The sequence below is a fragment of the Ferruginibacter sp. SUN106 genome, assembly GCF_050611765.1.
In the GTDB taxonomy this organism is placed as follows: Bacteria; Bacteroidota; Bacteroidia; order Chitinophagales; family Chitinophagaceae; genus Ferruginibacter.
Window position 1 is genome coordinate 278,390 of record NZ_JBODJC010000003.1, and the last position, 16,749, is coordinate 295,138.

Genomic DNA, 16,749 nt, shown 5'->3' on the forward strand with positions numbered 1-16,749 from the left:
AATCATAATAAGGTTTTTGCACATTGGGTTTATAACAAAGACAGGTTTACAAAAACTGTGATGAAGTCAACAAGCTTATTCTTTCACCAGGTGTTTATCAAATCCTAATTGTACCAAACGTTCAAAAGCATCCCATACAGCAACAGGTATATCCTGGTATACCTGGAAACCTTTTGCAGGATATAGTTTAATGCGTTGCAGATCCCCGGTCATGATATTGATCACTCTTTCTAATGGAATATCAGCAGTGGGGTATTGATCAAAGGGAATTTGCGGAGATGTGACCAACAGGTTTTTATCGGGCCAGTGTCTTTTAAAAGTGGCAAAAGACCTTCTTTCCATATATGGTTTCTGTACCACAATAAAGTTTTTCGGGTCAAGTTGCCGTTGTTGTAGTAACTGTTGTGTAAATAAAATATTCTCGCCGGTATTGGCCGATTTATTTTCTACAAGAATAGCATTGGCGGGTACGCCTTTTTGTCTTGCGATCGCAGCAAATTTATCGGCCTCAGTTTCTGTCCACATATCCTGCGTAAAGTTTCCTAACCCTCCCGACATAATAAGCAATGGAGCCCACCCTTCAAGGTATAATTCAGCAGCCCTTTCAGCCACTCTCAAATCATGGCTACCCAATGCTAATATGCAATCTGATTTTGCCGGAACATGATTCATGTGATGATAGTCCCACAATCGTTGTGCCAGTGATATTACTTCAGGAGTAATCATATAGTCCCTTTGTTTTAAATAAGTGCGTAATACAATTAATAAACAAAGATAGCAACAGGTGCATGACAACGATTCAAAAAAGTCGTCAACGAAATACGTTTTCTATAAGAAATATGGGCAGGCCAATTGCAAAATTCATATGGTATTGCAATTGTACAAAGCAACTTATGAAAGTTAGAAAAACAAATATGGCTGTTACAATGCCCATGTTTACAAATAATCTGTTTAAATACGTAAGCTTTTGCACAGTGATAGATTTTAAATATGAAATAATGGGTTGAAATTGAAGGAATGAAAATCTATGCAGCTTTCGGGCTTAGTTATCCAGTTCGCCCAGCAATAGTTCAGCATTCCTGGCGTTGCACTGGTACCAGCGGTATCCCCATACAGAAAGTACAACGAAGATCAATACTATAGCCGGAACGATCCAAAACCAGTTCGGGTTATTCATTTCAAAAATATCTTTATTATCGATAAGCTTTATTGCAACAGGTACCACTGCCAGCATTAAAAAAAAGTTGAGGAAGACAGACAGCCGCTGAACAAACAAAAGCCATTGTTTAGCTTTTGCAAAAGCCAGTAAAGTTTCTTTATAATTTTTATTACTGATGCTGATATTTTTTATCCTGTTAAGAGATGACAGCACCAGTGGCGGTAATAGTAAAAGATGTGCTGCCGTAAAAATGCCACAGGCCAGCAGGTACCAGGTATTTAGCCTGCCCAGGTTAATCAGCACCAGGATAGCCATTATTGCTGCTACAAAGCTGGCAATAATTTCGTAATGCTTTATTTTTTGAAACCTGTTTTTATATCGTTCTTTTGTCATGGTTACAATAAGTTGATCAGTTAAAGTATTTTGTTTGTCCACTTTGGCCGATAATTCGTTCCACAGTGTTTGCATTTCTTCCAGTTCCATAATAGTTATTGTTTTATTTGTGATCTTAATTTTTCTTTGATCCTTCCCAGGCGTGTACCAATATTAGTTTTGGTAAATCCCGTTATTGCAGCTATTTCTTCGTGGCTGTTGCCATCCAGGAAAAGCAGTACGATACCTTTTTCCACTACGCTGAGTTTTTTTATAGCAGCGTATAAAATAGTCAGCCGTTCTTCGGTTTCCTTATCCGCTTCACCGGCGGTATTTAACAATTCAAAACCGATGGGGACTTTATTACCCAGTTTTTTTTCTTTGTTGATATGTGCAATAGATGTGTTTAAAGCAATGCGATAGATCCAGGTGCTGATTTTTGCATCTCCTCTGTAGGAATCCTGCGCTTTCCAAAGCTGGTATACAATTTCCTGGTACAGGTCTTTCTGATCTTCTGCATTGTTGGAATAAACAGCCGTGATCTTATAAATGATACCTTCATTCGCTTTTATGAGCTGTACAAAATCGTCTTTTTTATCCATCAAAAATTTATTACCCTTTATTAGTGTGTGAATTACAAAATAAATCACAAAAAAAGGAAGATATTTTTTGAACAAGGGAAATGCATGACAATAAGCGACACCAGTAAGGAAATATTGCTCCTTATTAAAACCTTGTAGTTGGGGATACTTTATTGCTGCATTTATTTAAAACGCTACTATTATCTTACACTTCAACCTAATACAAGTTTGTCTTAATCAACCCTGCACAAAGTCTATTTTACACCCGGTTATTACAAATTAAACGATGTAATTTTAATATGAAATTTATAAGAACAAAAAACATAAACAATGAACACCGACCAGATTATTATTAAAATGTTATCAGACAGATGGCATGGGGCAATAAAAAATTTTGATACTGCCATGGACGCTATTACAGATGAACAGTTGCAAAAAGAAATTGCACCGGGCAAGAACAGGGGCATATACCTGTTAGGACACCTTATAGCAGTACATGATGATATGCTGATACTACTGGGCCTGGGCGATAAAATGTACCCGGAGTTAAATGAACCTTTTATTAAGTCGCCGGATAAAGCTATTGATGAAATTCCTTCAGCACAGGTATTGAGAAACTGCTGGAATAAACAGAAAGAATTCTTAACGCAACAATTTAATAGTTTACAACCCGTGGATTGGTTTCAAAAGCATACCGCTGTTACTGCTGAAGATTTTATAAAGGAACCACACCGTAACAAATTAAACATATTACTTACAAGAACCACCCATCTTACATACCATACCGGCCAATTAGTATTGCTTAAGTAATGAAATTATAATACTCAAAAAAAGAAAATGATAATACCAGATTTTACTACTGCAATCGTGGTAAGCCAAAACCCCGAACAAGTATTTGAGGCCATCAATAATGTAAGGGGATGGTGGTCGGAAGAAATTGAAGGCAGTACCCATAAACTCAATGATGTATTTAATTATCATTATGAAGATGTGCATCGTTGCAAAATGAAATTGATAGAAATGGTTCCTGGTAAAAAAGTTGTATGGTTAGTGGAAGAAAACTATTTTAAGTTTACTGCAGACAAAACAGAGTGGACCGGGACAACAATAATTTTTGAAATAACAGAAAACGATAACAAAACTGCACTTCGTTTTACACACCAGGGCCTGGTACCCGAATACGAATGCTACGAAATTTGTAAAGGGGCGTGGACAACCTACATACAAAAAAGTTTGTACAACCTTATCACAACCGGTAAAGGCCAGCCGAATGGCAAAGGCAAACCACAAACTGAGGATGAAAAAAAGATGGGTGCAGGGGATAAGTAATAGCCTTTAAATTATTTTTAAAAAATACACCAGCAGGAAAAGGAATATAAGAATATCTGTTACCAACGCAAATTGTTCATTCGCTCCTGCTGGTTTTTTAATGACATGCTGCAGCCCTGCAATGCCATAATATAAGCCGCTTGCAAAGGCACTCACTATTCTCCACTGAGGCATAAAGAGAGAAATAATGCCGGTTAATCCAAAACAAAGGTTCGCAAAACCTAATTCCCGAACAATGGGAGAACTTTCAGGTGTATCAATATGAAAAATTTCTTTTGCTGTAAATGCAGGATCAGTAGTTTGTTTGATACCTGCTACAAAAAGCCGGAGCCCTACAGCTGAAAAAATAAACCATTTGCCCAATATATCAAATGAAAAAGCGGAATCTTTTTTGGTAAATACTTCTGTAACGGTACAAATGAACGGCAATAAAAATGTAAATACAGTTACTACAATAATGTATTTTTTGTTTACAGAAGAGGGGTTGTTATTTGCCATCAGAGTGATTTAATAAATGACAATGAAAGTAATATTTTGCGTACAAAATAAAAAATATCCAGGTGTTTTTATATTATTTCACAACCTGGCGGCAGTTGCTTTTTTAAAGTATCAACATCATATTTCTTTTTATCAATTATTAATTTCCTTAGTTTTTTTAAGGGCGACAGGTCAGGCAGTTGCATAATGTTATTGTCGTTAAAAATCAATACCTCTAATTCCTGCAATTTTAAAATGCCCGTGGGAAAATCAGTTAATTTACAAAAAGAGAAATCCAGGGTTTTTAAATGTTGTAACTGCTGTATCTTGTTTGATATTTTTGTTATAGCGCACCCTTTCAGCAATAACAGTTCCAGGTTATAAAGTTTGTAAACATTTTCGGGTAACACCTTTAATTTGCTATATCCCACATTCAATACTTTAAGCGATTGTAAATTATCTATTTCAGCTGGAAGTTTTTCTAAAGCACCTGCCGCAACTTCCAGGTTGGTCAGGCTTTTTAATTGTGTTATTGATGCTGGCAGGTATTTTATTTTAGTGCCTGATAAAATTATTTTCCTCAATTTTTTCAGTTCTCCTATTGAGGCAGGAATTTCTTCCAGTTCTTTTGAAATAATACTAAGTAATTCGAGGTTTTTAAATTCTTTAATAGAATCAGTCAGTTTATGAGTTGTTATGTCATAGCCCTGTTCCCATAACTTAAAGTCAAAAACATGTAAGCGGTTGGCTAATTGTTTTTCAATGTCCTTATTCAGGCTGGTTACATCTTTTAGTGGTGATACCCCCAGGTCATTTTGAGCAATGGTTTTAAAGCTCATTGTAATCAACGCTGTAAACAAAACTGCTGTTTGATATTTTCTCATTAGATTAAATGCTATAATTGTTTACAACCGCTTCATAAAATAAAAATTCATTGGGCGGCAAATGGTAAATCCCAGCCTTTTATAAAGTGCTATAGCCCTGTCATTATCTTCCCTTACATGTAAAAACGGGTGCTGGCCTTGTTGCAGGATAAGTTGCAGCTGATGTTGTAATAGCGTATAGGCATAACCTTTACCTAAGTGATCGGGGTGTGTACATACTGCACTGATCTCCGTATAATTTTGTACATGCAACCGCTGCCCGGTCATGGCTACCAGTTTATCATTATTAAATATGCCATGGTAGCTGCCAAATTTAATAGTGCCTGTTCCAAATGGGCCGGGTTTGGTAAGTGCTGCCAGTTGAACCATCTCCGGGATATGTTTTTCTTTTAAAGGCTGTACATCAGCGAATTCGTTTTTGATATCTTTTACGCCTTCATAAACAAATTGCAATCCTTTTATATCATGCTGCACCTGCCAGCCTGGTGGTGGTGGAACAGGAGATGGAATAGCGTATAAAATTTTACGGCCAGCAGGCAGTAAGTCATGTAAGTCGTCAAAACCATTGGTATAGTTTTCATCAAAGCCAACAAAAGGAGATACAGCCTCATCAAAATATTTTACATTATCAGTACCAAAGCAGAGCGCCTCATCGCCTGAGCGTAACGCATTATAAACAGGATTATGTAGCAGATAACTCACTTAAATGATTCTTTACCCGGTTCAGGGGCACCAATGTATGCCCAGTTTACATTTTTTGCGTACATATTAAAAACACGCCGCAGTTCTTCGGCATCTACAGTTGTCATTCTGGTGGCAAGATTTTCTGCAAGCTTCCAGTCACCCATTATTTCCGCCTTACCTAACTGGTCTGCGATCTCCGACATTATTTCCTGTCGTTTTGCATAAGAATGCAAATGAGATTTTCGTACATTCTCTATTATTTTTTCAGAATAATTTCTGCCTTTCATATACGATAATATCAAACGCATAGCTTTTACTGTTTCTTCGGGTTGTGCGGTGCTGGCATACAATGTAACATACGAAATCCTGCCTTCTGATATGGATGCTGAAGGAGCATATGAAAGCTGTTTGTTTAAGCGGATATAATCGAACATAGCGCTATTTAAAAGTGTAACCGCCAAACGAAAAGCCGGATAGTTGGGGTCGTTTAAACAAGGCGCATTAATGATACCTGCAATATAATTGGTGGCAAGGCTCCGGCTTTCTATCTTATAAAGTTCTTGTGTAAAAGCTGCATTTTCGATGCTTGCAGGTGTATATGTTTTGGCAGGAATTGTGGTAAAAGCTTCCAGTATTTTCTTCTCCAGGTCTTCCCTGGAAATATTACCGGCAACTACCAGGAACATGCGGTTTTTATTGAGTAATGTATTGTAGTAATAATCTTTTACCGCATCCCTGTTTAGCAATTGCAAACCTGCCACAGTACCCGATGGATTTATGGCATAGGAGGTACCAAAAAATGCAAACTCCTGTGCAAAAGATTTTAAACGGGCATCAGGATTTGATTGCTCACCCTTCAGGTCATTAATTTTTTGTTCTTTTAAAAGATTGAATTTTTGTGTTTCAAACGCCGGCGATGAAATAGCGGAAGAAAATAATTTCCAGGCTTCATCAGTATATTTCGAAATGCAACTCAATTTCACCACACCATAGTCATTATCGGCAATGCCAGCCAGGTGCAGGCCATATTCGTCTGTTTGATCATTAAAATCATTGGCAGGATATTTAGTAGTGCCACATTCTACCAAACCAGATAAAGCCAACGATTCAATGCCTGCATTCGCAGGTGAATAATTTGATGTACCTCCCCTGAAATACATATTCATTACAAGTGTTTCCTTTTGGGTTTGCCGTAATATAACTTTAAGCCCGCCGGCTGTAAATTCAACGGTATTGTTTTGTGCATAACCCGTTGTCGTAATTAATAGCAGTAGTATGCTGCAGTATTTTAGAATAATAGTTTTCATTATAAATTATTTAGAGAAATAAAAATTGGGATCGGTTGGCAGGTTTGACCCTTTTGGTATAATAAGGCCGGTACAGGAAAACCTGCCCTTTATATACTTTCTTACATAATTTTTTATGTCGGCAGGAGTTACTTTGCTCATGTTTTCACGGTAAAAAGTATAATAGTCTGTAGATGCACAGGCCCACCAGAATGAGATCAGGTGTACATACCGTTCCACTTCTTCCCGTTCTTCTACCTGGGTGATGTACAGTATTCTTTTAGCCCTTTCTAATTGTTTATCAGAAATATAATTATCATCATCCCATTGTGCTATTTCCTTCTGCATGGCCTGGTAACATTCTTTAATTTTAGCTGGATTGGGAGAAACAGAAAATGTAATGGGGCCAACATATTTTTGAGAATAGTAGTTGATCTGGATGTCGTTTGCCAAACCGGTTTCCTGCAATGCCTGTGTTAACCTGGACATACGCTGGTTAAGGATATAAGAAAAAACATCTGCAGTATAGGTTCCCTGTATATCGTTCCGCATATCAGGACCGTGCCAACGCATGATGAGCAAGGGTGATTCGGTAAGTGGTGATTCTATTACCACATAGCTGTTCTTTTTTAAAGGCTCTATCTCCGGTACGGGGTATTCTTTTGCAGGATCAAATGTTGAACTTTTCCATGAACCATAAATATTGTCAACTTTAGAAAAAATTTCGGAATGTTCCACATCACCTGCAACGATGAGCAGGCAGTTATTGGGATAGTAGAATTTGTTTTTAATGATTTCCATTTTTTCAGGCGTGGCTGAAAGGATGACATCATGATTGCCGATGATGTTTTTACGGCTATAGTTATTGCCCCATAGCAGGTGATTCAGGGTATCTATCAAAACAAAATAAGGGCTTGATTCCTGCCGTTGAAATTCTGCATTTACTATCGGGTTTTCCTCCAGCATATCAGATTTCTTAAACTTCGGATAACGGATAGCAGCGTTCATAAACTCAAGGCCTTTTACGGTATTCTCTTTAGGAAGTGTGAAGTAATAGGTAACACTCTCTTCCAGTGTTTGCCCGTTGTAAGCCATATCCAGCTTATCTGTTGCTTTTAAAAAATCTTCCTGGCTTTTATATTCTTTGTTGGCTTTAAAAAACATGTGTTCGTACAAATGACTTAGCCCGTTATATTCATTGTCCTCTGTAAAGGAACCGTTTTTACAGGCTATTTCAATAGTAGAAAAAGGAATAGTATGATCTTCCAGCACCATTACTTCTAATCCATTATCCAGTTTCTGGTAAAAAACATGCTCCGGAACTTTGGGTTGTGCAAAAGAGCTAAAAAAAAATAAGCAGGCAAATAAGGGCAGCAGTATTAGTTTGTAGTACATAAGGATTAATAAAGATTATCAGTGTAATAAAATTAAATATAGTTAAATAAATTAAATATCAAAACCTATTTTAAGATGTTAATACTAAAGATTATTAAATGAGATGGGAGTATACACTAGTCATTAAGTAAGAGGTCTGTAACCTGGCCCGCCTGGAAATGATTATCAGGAAATCCAGCTAAATTTAAAGGCCTGAAAGTGTATATGCCGGCATCTACTTCAATGTCTGTGTAATGATATACTGGAATACCTCCAAAGATGGAACCTTCTTTAACTATAATACATTGCGTGGTATCATTATGGCGTGCAAAAATAAACTGGCCACGATTGTGATGCTTAACAATTTTTATAATTTCAAACTTTTGAACCATAGGTTAAATACTATGGTAAATATAAAATTTCGTTTTGGTTTAGCAGCGTCAGCAAGTGGAAACAATTATCACTTGCCATTTTCAAACGCCCCCAGGTCCGGCGCTTTACCCTTAAAGGGAAAACCAATAACTTTTCCTTTATCAATAAACTGGCTGCCAGGTTGCAATTGCATAAAACCGTTATCGGGTAAGCTGCCATCAGCTTTGCGTGGTGCAATCAATAAACTTTCATCAAGGCTTACAAAATCTGTTTCAGTTGCCTGGAGGTTCAAATCAAAATAATTATCAGCGAGTGTGCATTTAGCTACATCAATCTGTTGTATTTCTTTTCCGCCTTTATAGCCAAGGTTGTTGTACATGATATGGTCAAATCCCGGAACGTCCTGTGCAGTATCTGTAAGTCGGTTGAGCATATTAAAATTACTGCCATTCCGGTAGGCCGAATTATTATACCAGTTGCTGCCGCCGGTATGATGATTAGAATAAAAACCATTGGCCTTATTGCGAACAGCAAGGCAAAACTGAATGGTGTTACGGGGAACAGGATTCGGTATTTCTGTACCTGTTTTTTTTAATCCGTAACCGCCGCTTTTAAAACCATTACCATCACCTTCGCTTACAAAATCTTTATTAAAGCCATTATAAAAAGCCCAGCAATGATCAAACGTGGTGGCTTCAGAAGCATTGATGAGGTCGAAGCCATCATCGCTATTGAACCAGGCCCGGCAACCCCTGAAAATATTATTTACACTGCCCGCCCTGGGGTGGCAACCAAAGCCATCGGTATTGCCACCTCTGCCATTCTCCGAAAAATAATCCCAGTTGCGGTAGGCATCACAGTTCAGGACCAGGTTATCAGAGCCTGCCAGCAAATAAAAACCAATGGCCATGCCATCGTGTAGGCGCAACTGTTCGTAAATATTATTGCTGCCGTGGTTTTCAAAACACTCCGACTGGGTATGGGTTTTAATAGTTACCTGCACACCGGTTACCTCAAAACCTTTTAAATGAATAAAAGAACCTGTTACATAAAAGGCCGCCACACGCAGGCCTTCAGGTTTTACAGCAGTATAATCAAACACCGGTGTTTCGCCGGGGTAATTGATATAGCTGATATACTTGCCTGCAGCACCACTTTTATCCAGGTAGGTTACACAGGCATAACCTCTTTCTTTTTTAGCTATCTGTGCTTCGGTAAGGTTGTAAGTGCCGCCGCGTAAATACACCGTATCTCCAGGTTGCACAACGGCCTGCGCTTTCTGAATAGTGGCAAAAGGCAGGCTTTTTGTGCCGGAATTGTTGTCGTTGCCATCCACAGCAACATAATAAATGTTTGCAAATGATAATTGTGTAATAAATACCAGCAGGAGGAATAATATTTTTTTCATACAGCTACAATAAGAATAGACTGCTAAAATAGCTGATAGTTAAAATGCACCATCCTGTTGTATGGGGTAGGGCAACACAGTTCCTCATTTTAATGAACCCCTAATTCCTTCAGCATTTTAATATGTGATGAAAATGCACTGCCAAAGCTGGGCTTTAAATTATAGGGAAACCCATATTCCAACGCTGTTTTTTGTACAATGGGCGCAATCTTATTATAATGAATATGGCAGATGTTGGGAAACAAATGATGCTCTATCTGAAAGTTGAGGCCACCTACATACCAACCCAGTAATTTATTGTGCCTGGCAAAGTCTGATGTGGTTCTGAGTTGATGAACATGCCAGTTAGAATAGTTTTCGCTTTCTTCAAAAGGTTGTTCTGCACCTTCTACAACATGGGCTAACTGGAATACAAAACTAAGTATCATACTGGCCACCCAATGCATCACAATAAATCCAACCAGTACCTGGTACCACTTAAAATCGGTGAGCCACAGCGGCAGGCCGAATATAACGGCAAGGTATACCAGTTTTCTAAGCGCCATTTTAATAAATTCCGACCTCAGGTCTCCATGCTGTTCCCTTACCAGGCCTTTCTTATTATATTTAAACAAATTCAGAAAATCATTGATCAGTTTTGCAATGGTCATCATGCCATAAAAAACAAAGGCAAATATAAATTGAAACTTATGGTGCTTTTTAACCGGGGTTTCCATAGCTAACCTGATGGGGCCTTTTGCAGCAATATCTTCATCCAGCCCGGCAATATTGGTATAGGTATGGTGCAGTACATTGTGCTGTATCTTCCAGTTTAAAACATTACTGCCCAGCAGGTATAAACTGCCGCCCAATATATCGTTCACCCAGTGCTTCCTGGAGTAGGCGCCATGACAGGCATCATGCATTACACTCATGCCCACACCTGCAATACCAATACCCATCACTATACACAGCCCTAGTGCTGCCAGTGCTGGCATTGGTACAGTTAGCAACAGTACAAATGGTAAAATGTATACCAACACCATTACAACAGTTTTAAAAACCATGGCGGCATTGGCCTTTGTGGAGATATGATTGGTTTTAAAATAGTCACTTACATTTTTTCGTAACGTGTTTACAAATTCTCTTTCCGTTTTCTGCTCCGATTTAAATTGTACTTTGCTCATTGTTGATTTTATATTTTAAAAATCGGAAAGTATCTTAAAATTACGGGGCCCTTACTGACGAATATCATAAAAAGCAATGATGATGGTTATTATGATGCAATGGCTGTGCTTCTGGCTAACAGCAGTGGCAGAAAATACATGAGTAATCAGGGTAGTGGTATTATTCAAACCCATCTTTCACCATATCCCAAAACGCATCCAGTGCTATGATACGGGGCTTTAAAAAACTAATGATAGCCGGCCAGTCGGCTTGGTTCAATATGTTTACATTATCCAGTTGCTGCGTTATGCTGCTGATGGTTTTATGACCGGTGTGCACTGTTTCATTCCACTGCCAATGGAATGATGTTGCCAGTAATTTTTTCAGTGCAACAAATTGATGGTAGTACTGCAACCTTTCTGCCGGGTTGGAATGAGAAATCTCAATAGCAATGATAGCTTTGGTATTACTCACCTCCATTTTAAAATAAATATAGCGAATGCCTGTTTTATAATTGATCCAGTTAACAGGCTCACCAGAAGCACCGGCTACCGGTTTCATGTATTGCCCCAGGCTGGTCCAGAATTGACTGGTTAATTTTGCTGTTTGTTCTTTGGAATACATTGCTGCAAGATAAAAGAATATCAGCCTGCAGGAATTACAATATTTATTTCAGTACCTTTTTTTCCTGATGTGATGGAGAGTTTTCCGTTTATTTGTTGTGCCCTGCCCGCTATGGACTGCAACCCCACGCCTTTTTTTATAAGGGCGGTATCAAATCCTTTTCCGTTATCAGTAATATCTAAAACAACGCCGGAAATATCTTCGTAAATAACTATTTCAATCAATGTGGCGTTAGCATGTTTAAGAATATTAGATAATGCTTCCCGTATAATGTACAGGATTTCTATTTTTGTGTCAAGCGACAGCAGTTGTAATGCGTGATCGTCTATAGAAATATTTTTTTTATACTTATCATCCGGAAGTCCGTTGTCAATTAATAATTCAATCCTTTTCTTAACCGAAGAGTCAGACTCTTCAATCCGGGCATTATACCAGGTATGGCTTTTATGCCTTACTTTTTCGTAAATATCACCTGTATAGGCGCTGATCTCCTGTAAACTGTCGGTAGCTTCCTTATCTTTCCGGTTCATGATTTCCAACTCAATCTTCGATTTCAAAAAAACAATATCCCCGGCCAGCTCATCATGCAATTCCCTGCCCAGCCTCTTCTGTTCTTCCTGTTTGGCAATGCTGTTTTTATCTTCCAGTTCAGAAATCTGTAATTGACTGGTAATATTCAACCGGTCTATTTTATTCTGCGCCTCCTGTGCTGCTATTTTCTTGGTTAGTGTTACATTTTTATAGCGGTTATACAATACCGTACCAATGGTAATAAAAGAAAGGAGGGAGATGATGGTTATAAATAAAGCCAGGTTTTTTTCTTTTATTTTAACGGCATTATCTTTTTCCAGCTCATTAACTGTAACTTCTTTTTTTGCAAAATTGTATTTCTGGTTGGCTTCAAATATTTTACCCTGGTTAGATATAAAATCCAGTGTATCCCTTACCAATTTGTAGATGGACAGGTAATAATAGGCTTTTTCCCAGTTGTGGTTGGTTTTATAAAAATCCTGTAACAGCCCCGAAGTTTTGTATAAAAAAGGGAGTCTTAACCTGGTAACCCCTTCATCTTTTCCGGGGTTATCCATTATTTCCTGTAAAGGTTTTTCCAGCAGCAGAACGCCTTCTTTCAGGTGGCCCATTTCATACAGGCTGAGTGCTTTGTATTTTGTTACTACCAGTGCAATGTAATCGTTGATAGATAATTTTGTCTGGTTGCTTTTAATAAGAAAGGTATCGCAACGTGCTATTGCGGTGTCAAATTCTTTCCTGCTAAACGCCTCAATTACCGGGTATACTACAAAAAAAGGCCGGTTGATATTTTTACTTTTTCCAAATGCTATAATATCCCGTAACTTTTGCAGGTAAGCCGTATCGTTAGTTTCTTCAAAAAGATTAAAGGTTTGCAAAAACTTCATCGCTACAGATTCAGCGTAGGCTTTTGTTAACTCCGAAGATTTTGTTTTAACAAGGTCGTAATAGTAAAAACTGCTGTCAATATATTGTACGGCAGTTGCCGACAGGTTTATGGAGGAATAGGTGTTAGCTTCTGCATATAAAAGCAACCCTATGCCAAAAGTATCTTTCCGGGCCCTGGCTTCGTCAAGGCATGTATTAATAAAATTAATGGCCTCCTCCTGTCTCCTCAGTTTTGATAAAAGTGCCCCTTTCAATCGCTGGTGCCCCACTTTTATTATTTTAATTTTAGCGGTGTCGTATTTATCAGCCAGTTCCAGCACCTGGTCGGTGTATAAAAGGCTTTTTTCATAATCACCAATAAGATTATAAAAAGAAGTGAGGCGATATCCGATCTCTATCTTTTCATAAGGATTTTTTTCTTCCTTAAAATCAAGGCAAAGGGAAGTAGTGATAGAATCATATACGGGAATAAATTCTTTGGGTATAGTAAAACTGGTACGAAAATTACCGATCACCGATATTTTTTCTTTTACCGTTAATGTTTTTTTGCCGGCGAGCGGCAGCCCAGTTTTTTCAGGCAATGATGCTATAAACTTATTACTTAACTGGGCGGTAACTTTTGTACAGCAGGCCATTACAAACAAGATTGCGATCAGCTTGTTCATGATATCGGGTGTAAGTGTAGTGATAAAATAAGTAAAAATTCCAAGAAATCAAAATTTTCAAACAGCGGCATCACTTTTTATTGATACTGTTGTTTTTAAAAAAATCAGCATTGCTTTGTTGCAAATGCAATTTCATTTTCCGGGCAGTATTTTTTAAAAACGGTGTTGAATGCCTGGTAAAATTATATCGTTCTCTCCCCGGTTTTATGCTCCTGTCTTTCTTGCAGATAACAAAATAGCTAATGCAATCAGCACCGAAGCCGTCATCACTACTGCCATAGCAGTTATTGCATCCAGCGGCAACATACCTGCGCCTGCAGAGATCAATCCGCCCAGGCCAATTTGTATAAAACCCAGCAATGCTGATGCCGTGCCTGCATTTTTGGCAAAGGGTGCCATGCATAATGCTGCTGCATTTGGATAGCTGATGCCACAGCAGCAAAGTAATACAAACAATAATACAAGTACTCCCGTTAACCCATACCAGCCGTTTACAGCGCCCGCTAAAAATATAAACGCCACCAGGGCCTGCACCAGCAATGCCGATTGTAAGATCTGCCGGTTGCTGAATCTTTTTGTAAGGATATGGTTAAGCTGGCTGCCACCAATAAAGCCTACTGACAGTAACGCAAAAACGCCGCCGTATAACTTTTCGGTTAACCCGAAATGCCCCATAAAGATGGCAGGGGAGTGGGCCACATATACAAACAAACCGGCAAAAGAAAAAGAACCTGCCAGCGCAAATACATAAAACTTAGGATCTGTCAGCACCACTTTAAAACCATGGATGATAGGCAGCGGTTTTAACGACATTGTTTTATCTGGCACATGCCCTTCGGGCAAAAAGAAAAATACCAGTAGTACGATCAAAGAAGTAATAGCAGCCAGCACAATAAACACGGCATGCCAACCCCAGTTGACAATGATAAAACTGCCTGCTGTTGGTGCCAGCAGGGGCGAAACACCCAATATGAGTACCAGCAATGAAATGATGCCGGCACTTTTTTCCGGTGGAAAAAAATCCCTTACCATTGCCATGGCCGCAACAGAAGCTACACAGCCACCAATGGCCTGTATAAACCTGATCACCCACAAGGCTTCAATGGTTGTTGTGGTAAAACAGCCAATGGTTGCCAGGATGTATAATGCAAGGCCGGCATACAAAGGTGGCTTTCTTCCAAACCTGTCCAGCAAGGGGCCGTAAAGAATCTGCCCTAATGCATACCCTAAAAAATAAGTAGATACAGATAATGCCACTTTATCAATCTGGGTATTAAAATCCCTGGCGATCTGCGGAAAGCCCGGCAGGTACATATCAATAGAGAATGGGGTAATGGTATTGAGCGCTCCCAGTATAAGAATCAATATAAAATTTTGCTGTTTGCCACCAACCGTTGCACTCATAAATTTTCTGTCATTATTTGAGGGGCAAATGTAAAACAATGCAGGCCAAAGCGACGAAGATTGTTATACTAATTTGCACAAAAAGGCCAACGCAAAAAAAAGAAAAGGAGTGAAGACAGTTGCGAAAGAACAACAAAGGCAGGGAATTTATAAAAGATTTTTTTTAATCAGCATCAATTAATCCAGTTTGCGGTAACCGTCAGATTTTTTATTGGCTAGCATAGACCTGGGAATATCGTTGTAGGCTTTATTGGCTTTTTTATTGTCGCCCAGCGCACGGTAACAAACATAGGCGCTGTAATAATAATGTGCTTTTTCAATATTGGGGTAATAACCGTAACAATATTTGCCATACAATTCATACACCTGTGCAAGCTCACTGATAAGTGCTGTGTTGTTGCTGTTTAAAATATCCCGGAGGCCTTTTCTAACGCTATACCCATCTCCGCTTTCGTAGCCTGCATCCAGCATTTGGTAAAGCAGGGGCACATGCCAGAAACTATGGTTATCGATCTTAATGGATCTCATCTCGGCCAGGTAATCGTCCAATGCGATCCGGAGCAGGTCAAATTTTTGAGCAAATGTAAAGCCGCTGTCCTTCGACAGATAATTATAGAGATAATCGTAGCGAAGGGAGGTCTTTCCAAAATCATCCATATTTTTTATGGGTTCCATATTGGTTCTTGCAACCAAAACGGGATTAATAAGTACATCCAGCGCCTTTGCAAAGGTCATGTTACCAAAATCACTGCTAATACTCGCCAGGGAGAAACTGTTATTGTTGGTGCAGATGAATTTATAGGCCGCCAGGTAGCTGGTGTCATCTGCCAGTCCCTTATTTAACCGGCGTATCAGTATATCGGCAGCAGTGCTGTGCAGCAGGCTACCGGTAGTTAGTAAACCTTTAAAACCTGCTTTACTAAAAATGGCTACGGCCACATCATCTCTCTTAAAATGGGCAATGATGTTGCAGCTGATGCCGATAAATTCTGTGCAAAGATCTTTGTAAGCGCTTTCGTAAATAATAAGCCTTTTTTGCTCTCCCGATAAATCGCAGCTTATAAAATTGTCTTTCCGGTTTAGCTTTTGATAATTGATATTGCTGTACAAATTGTCGTAGATGTATTTCATCTCCTTCCAGGCCATATCAAATTTGCTTTGCTTGCCGGCAGCGGCTAAATAATGATTGGCGGTTTGCAGGGCAAATACCTGCAGCAGTAATTTAATATCGTAATCAGTTTCTGTAGCAGCAGCTTTAATAGCATAATCCCTGAACTTATTATAGGCTGTGGTAAACTGGTCAAAATCCTTTTGCGTGGGGCTGACGATAGCTTCATATACACTGAGGGATTGTAAAAGTTCGCCATTCCTGTCCCTTAGGTCGGCACAGCTTACCTGCGCTTTTGCCGGGGAGAATAATGCCATCATTAAGAAGGGAAAAAAATAGTTTTTCAATGCTGCCATATTTTAAGCATAAAAATATCGGTTATTGTATGGAAAAAACTACGTGGTGGCGGGTATTCTATAATCCCCGGCATTATAAGTACGGCAGCGCTATCGATTAT

17 protein-coding genes are annotated in these 16,749 nt (G+C 38.8%); 2 read left to right on the plus strand and 15 right to left on the minus strand.

The features are described from left to right. Window positions 1-75 precede the first annotated feature (75 nt). The 3 genes from ACQ334_RS12630 to ACQ334_RS12640 all read right to left on the minus strand — a co-directional run bounded on the left by ACQ334_RS12630 (window position 76) and on the right by ACQ334_RS12640 (window position 2,133). The gene (locus ACQ334_RS12630; RefSeq protein ID WP_430988584.1) at window positions 76-726 is read right to left on the minus strand and encodes a YdcF family protein; all 651 of its coding nucleotides are present in this window, start codon (window positions 724-726) and stop codon (window positions 76-78) included. 316 nt (window positions 727-1,042) lie between these two features. Beyond that, the gene (locus ACQ334_RS12635; RefSeq protein WP_430988585.1) at window positions 1,043-1,642 is read right to left on the minus strand and encodes a hypothetical protein; all 600 of its coding nucleotides are present in this window, start codon (window positions 1,640-1,642) and stop codon (window positions 1,043-1,045) included. Between the two features lie 5 nt (window positions 1,643-1,647). Further along, complete coding sequence (locus tag ACQ334_RS12640; RefSeq protein WP_430988586.1) at window positions 1,648-2,133, minus strand: RNA polymerase sigma factor; 486 nt, start codon at window positions 2,131-2,133, stop codon at window positions 1,648-1,650. Between the two features lie 309 nt (window positions 2,134-2,442). Between ACQ334_RS12640 and ACQ334_RS12645 the strand changes: the two genes are divergently transcribed. Further along, the gene (locus ACQ334_RS12645; protein WP_430988587.1) at window positions 2,443-2,922 is read left to right on the plus strand and encodes a DinB family protein; all 480 of its coding nucleotides are present in this window, start codon (window positions 2,443-2,445) and stop codon (window positions 2,920-2,922) included. A 27-nt stretch (window positions 2,923-2,949) separates the two neighbouring features. Next, window positions 2,950-3,441, plus strand: a complete 492-nt coding sequence (locus ACQ334_RS12650) for an SRPBCC family protein (protein ID WP_430988588.1) — start codon at window positions 2,950-2,952, stop codon at window positions 3,439-3,441. A 6-nt stretch (window positions 3,442-3,447) separates the two neighbouring features. Here ACQ334_RS12650 and ACQ334_RS12655 read toward each other — a convergent pair whose 3' ends face one another. From ACQ334_RS12655 to ACQ334_RS12710, 12 genes are all read right to left on the minus strand, one after another. Continuing rightward, entirely contained in the window at window positions 3,448-3,939 is a 492-nt protein-coding gene (locus ACQ334_RS12655; protein WP_430988589.1) for a DUF6790 family protein, read from the minus strand. A 68-nt stretch (window positions 3,940-4,007) separates the two neighbouring features. After that, on the minus strand, window positions 4,008-4,802 hold the full coding sequence (locus tag ACQ334_RS12660) for a leucine-rich repeat domain-containing protein (RefSeq protein ID WP_430988590.1): 795 nt from the start codon (window positions 4,800-4,802) through the stop codon (window positions 4,008-4,010). A gap of 21 nt (window positions 4,803-4,823) precedes the next feature. Further along, complete coding sequence (locus ACQ334_RS12665) at window positions 4,824-5,504, minus strand: GNAT family N-acetyltransferase (protein WP_430988591.1); 681 nt, start codon at window positions 5,502-5,504, stop codon at window positions 4,824-4,826. Next, the gene (locus ACQ334_RS12670; protein ID WP_430988592.1) at window positions 5,501-6,793 is read right to left on the minus strand and encodes a M16 family metallopeptidase; all 1,293 of its coding nucleotides are present in this window, start codon (window positions 6,791-6,793) and stop codon (window positions 5,501-5,503) included. The genes ACQ334_RS12665 and ACQ334_RS12670 overlap by 4 nt, the downstream gene beginning before the upstream one ends. A 6-nt stretch (window positions 6,794-6,799) precedes the next feature. After that, a complete protein-coding gene (locus ACQ334_RS12675) occupies window positions 6,800-8,167 on the minus strand; it encodes a M16 family metallopeptidase (RefSeq protein WP_430988593.1) in 1,368 nt (455 codons plus the stop codon). A gap of 116 nt (window positions 8,168-8,283) precedes the next feature. After that, window positions 8,284-8,538 carry a hypothetical protein gene (locus tag ACQ334_RS12680; RefSeq protein ID WP_430988594.1) on the minus strand — a complete coding sequence of 85 codons (255 nt, stop codon included), beginning with the start codon at window positions 8,536-8,538 and terminating at the stop codon, window positions 8,284-8,286. Window positions 8,539-8,606: 68 nt separating this feature from the next. After that, window positions 8,607-9,926 carry a right-handed parallel beta-helix repeat-containing protein gene (locus ACQ334_RS12685; RefSeq protein WP_430988595.1) on the minus strand — a complete coding sequence of 440 codons (1,320 nt, stop codon included), beginning with the start codon at window positions 9,924-9,926 and terminating at the stop codon, window positions 8,607-8,609. An 89-nt stretch (window positions 9,927-10,015) separates the two neighbouring features. Next, the gene (locus ACQ334_RS12690) at window positions 10,016-11,092 is read right to left on the minus strand and encodes a fatty acid desaturase family protein (protein WP_430988596.1); all 1,077 of its coding nucleotides are present in this window, start codon (window positions 11,090-11,092) and stop codon (window positions 10,016-10,018) included. Window positions 11,093-11,252: 160 nt separating this feature from the next. Next, entirely contained in the window at window positions 11,253-11,696 is a 444-nt protein-coding gene (locus ACQ334_RS12695) for a DUF4268 domain-containing protein (protein ID WP_430988597.1), read from the minus strand. A 20-nt stretch (window positions 11,697-11,716) separates the two neighbouring features. Beyond that, entirely contained in the window at window positions 11,717-13,780 is a 2,064-nt protein-coding gene (locus ACQ334_RS12700) for a sensor histidine kinase (protein WP_430988598.1), read from the minus strand. A gap of 204 nt (window positions 13,781-13,984) precedes the next feature. Next, complete coding sequence (locus ACQ334_RS12705; protein ID WP_430988599.1) at window positions 13,985-15,184, minus strand: multidrug effflux MFS transporter; 1,200 nt, start codon at window positions 15,182-15,184, stop codon at window positions 13,985-13,987. A 177-nt stretch (window positions 15,185-15,361) separates the two neighbouring features. Then, a complete protein-coding gene (locus ACQ334_RS12710) occupies window positions 15,362-16,648 on the minus strand; it encodes a hypothetical protein (protein WP_430988600.1) in 1,287 nt (428 codons plus the stop codon). Between the last annotated feature and the right edge of the window lie 101 nt (window positions 16,649-16,749).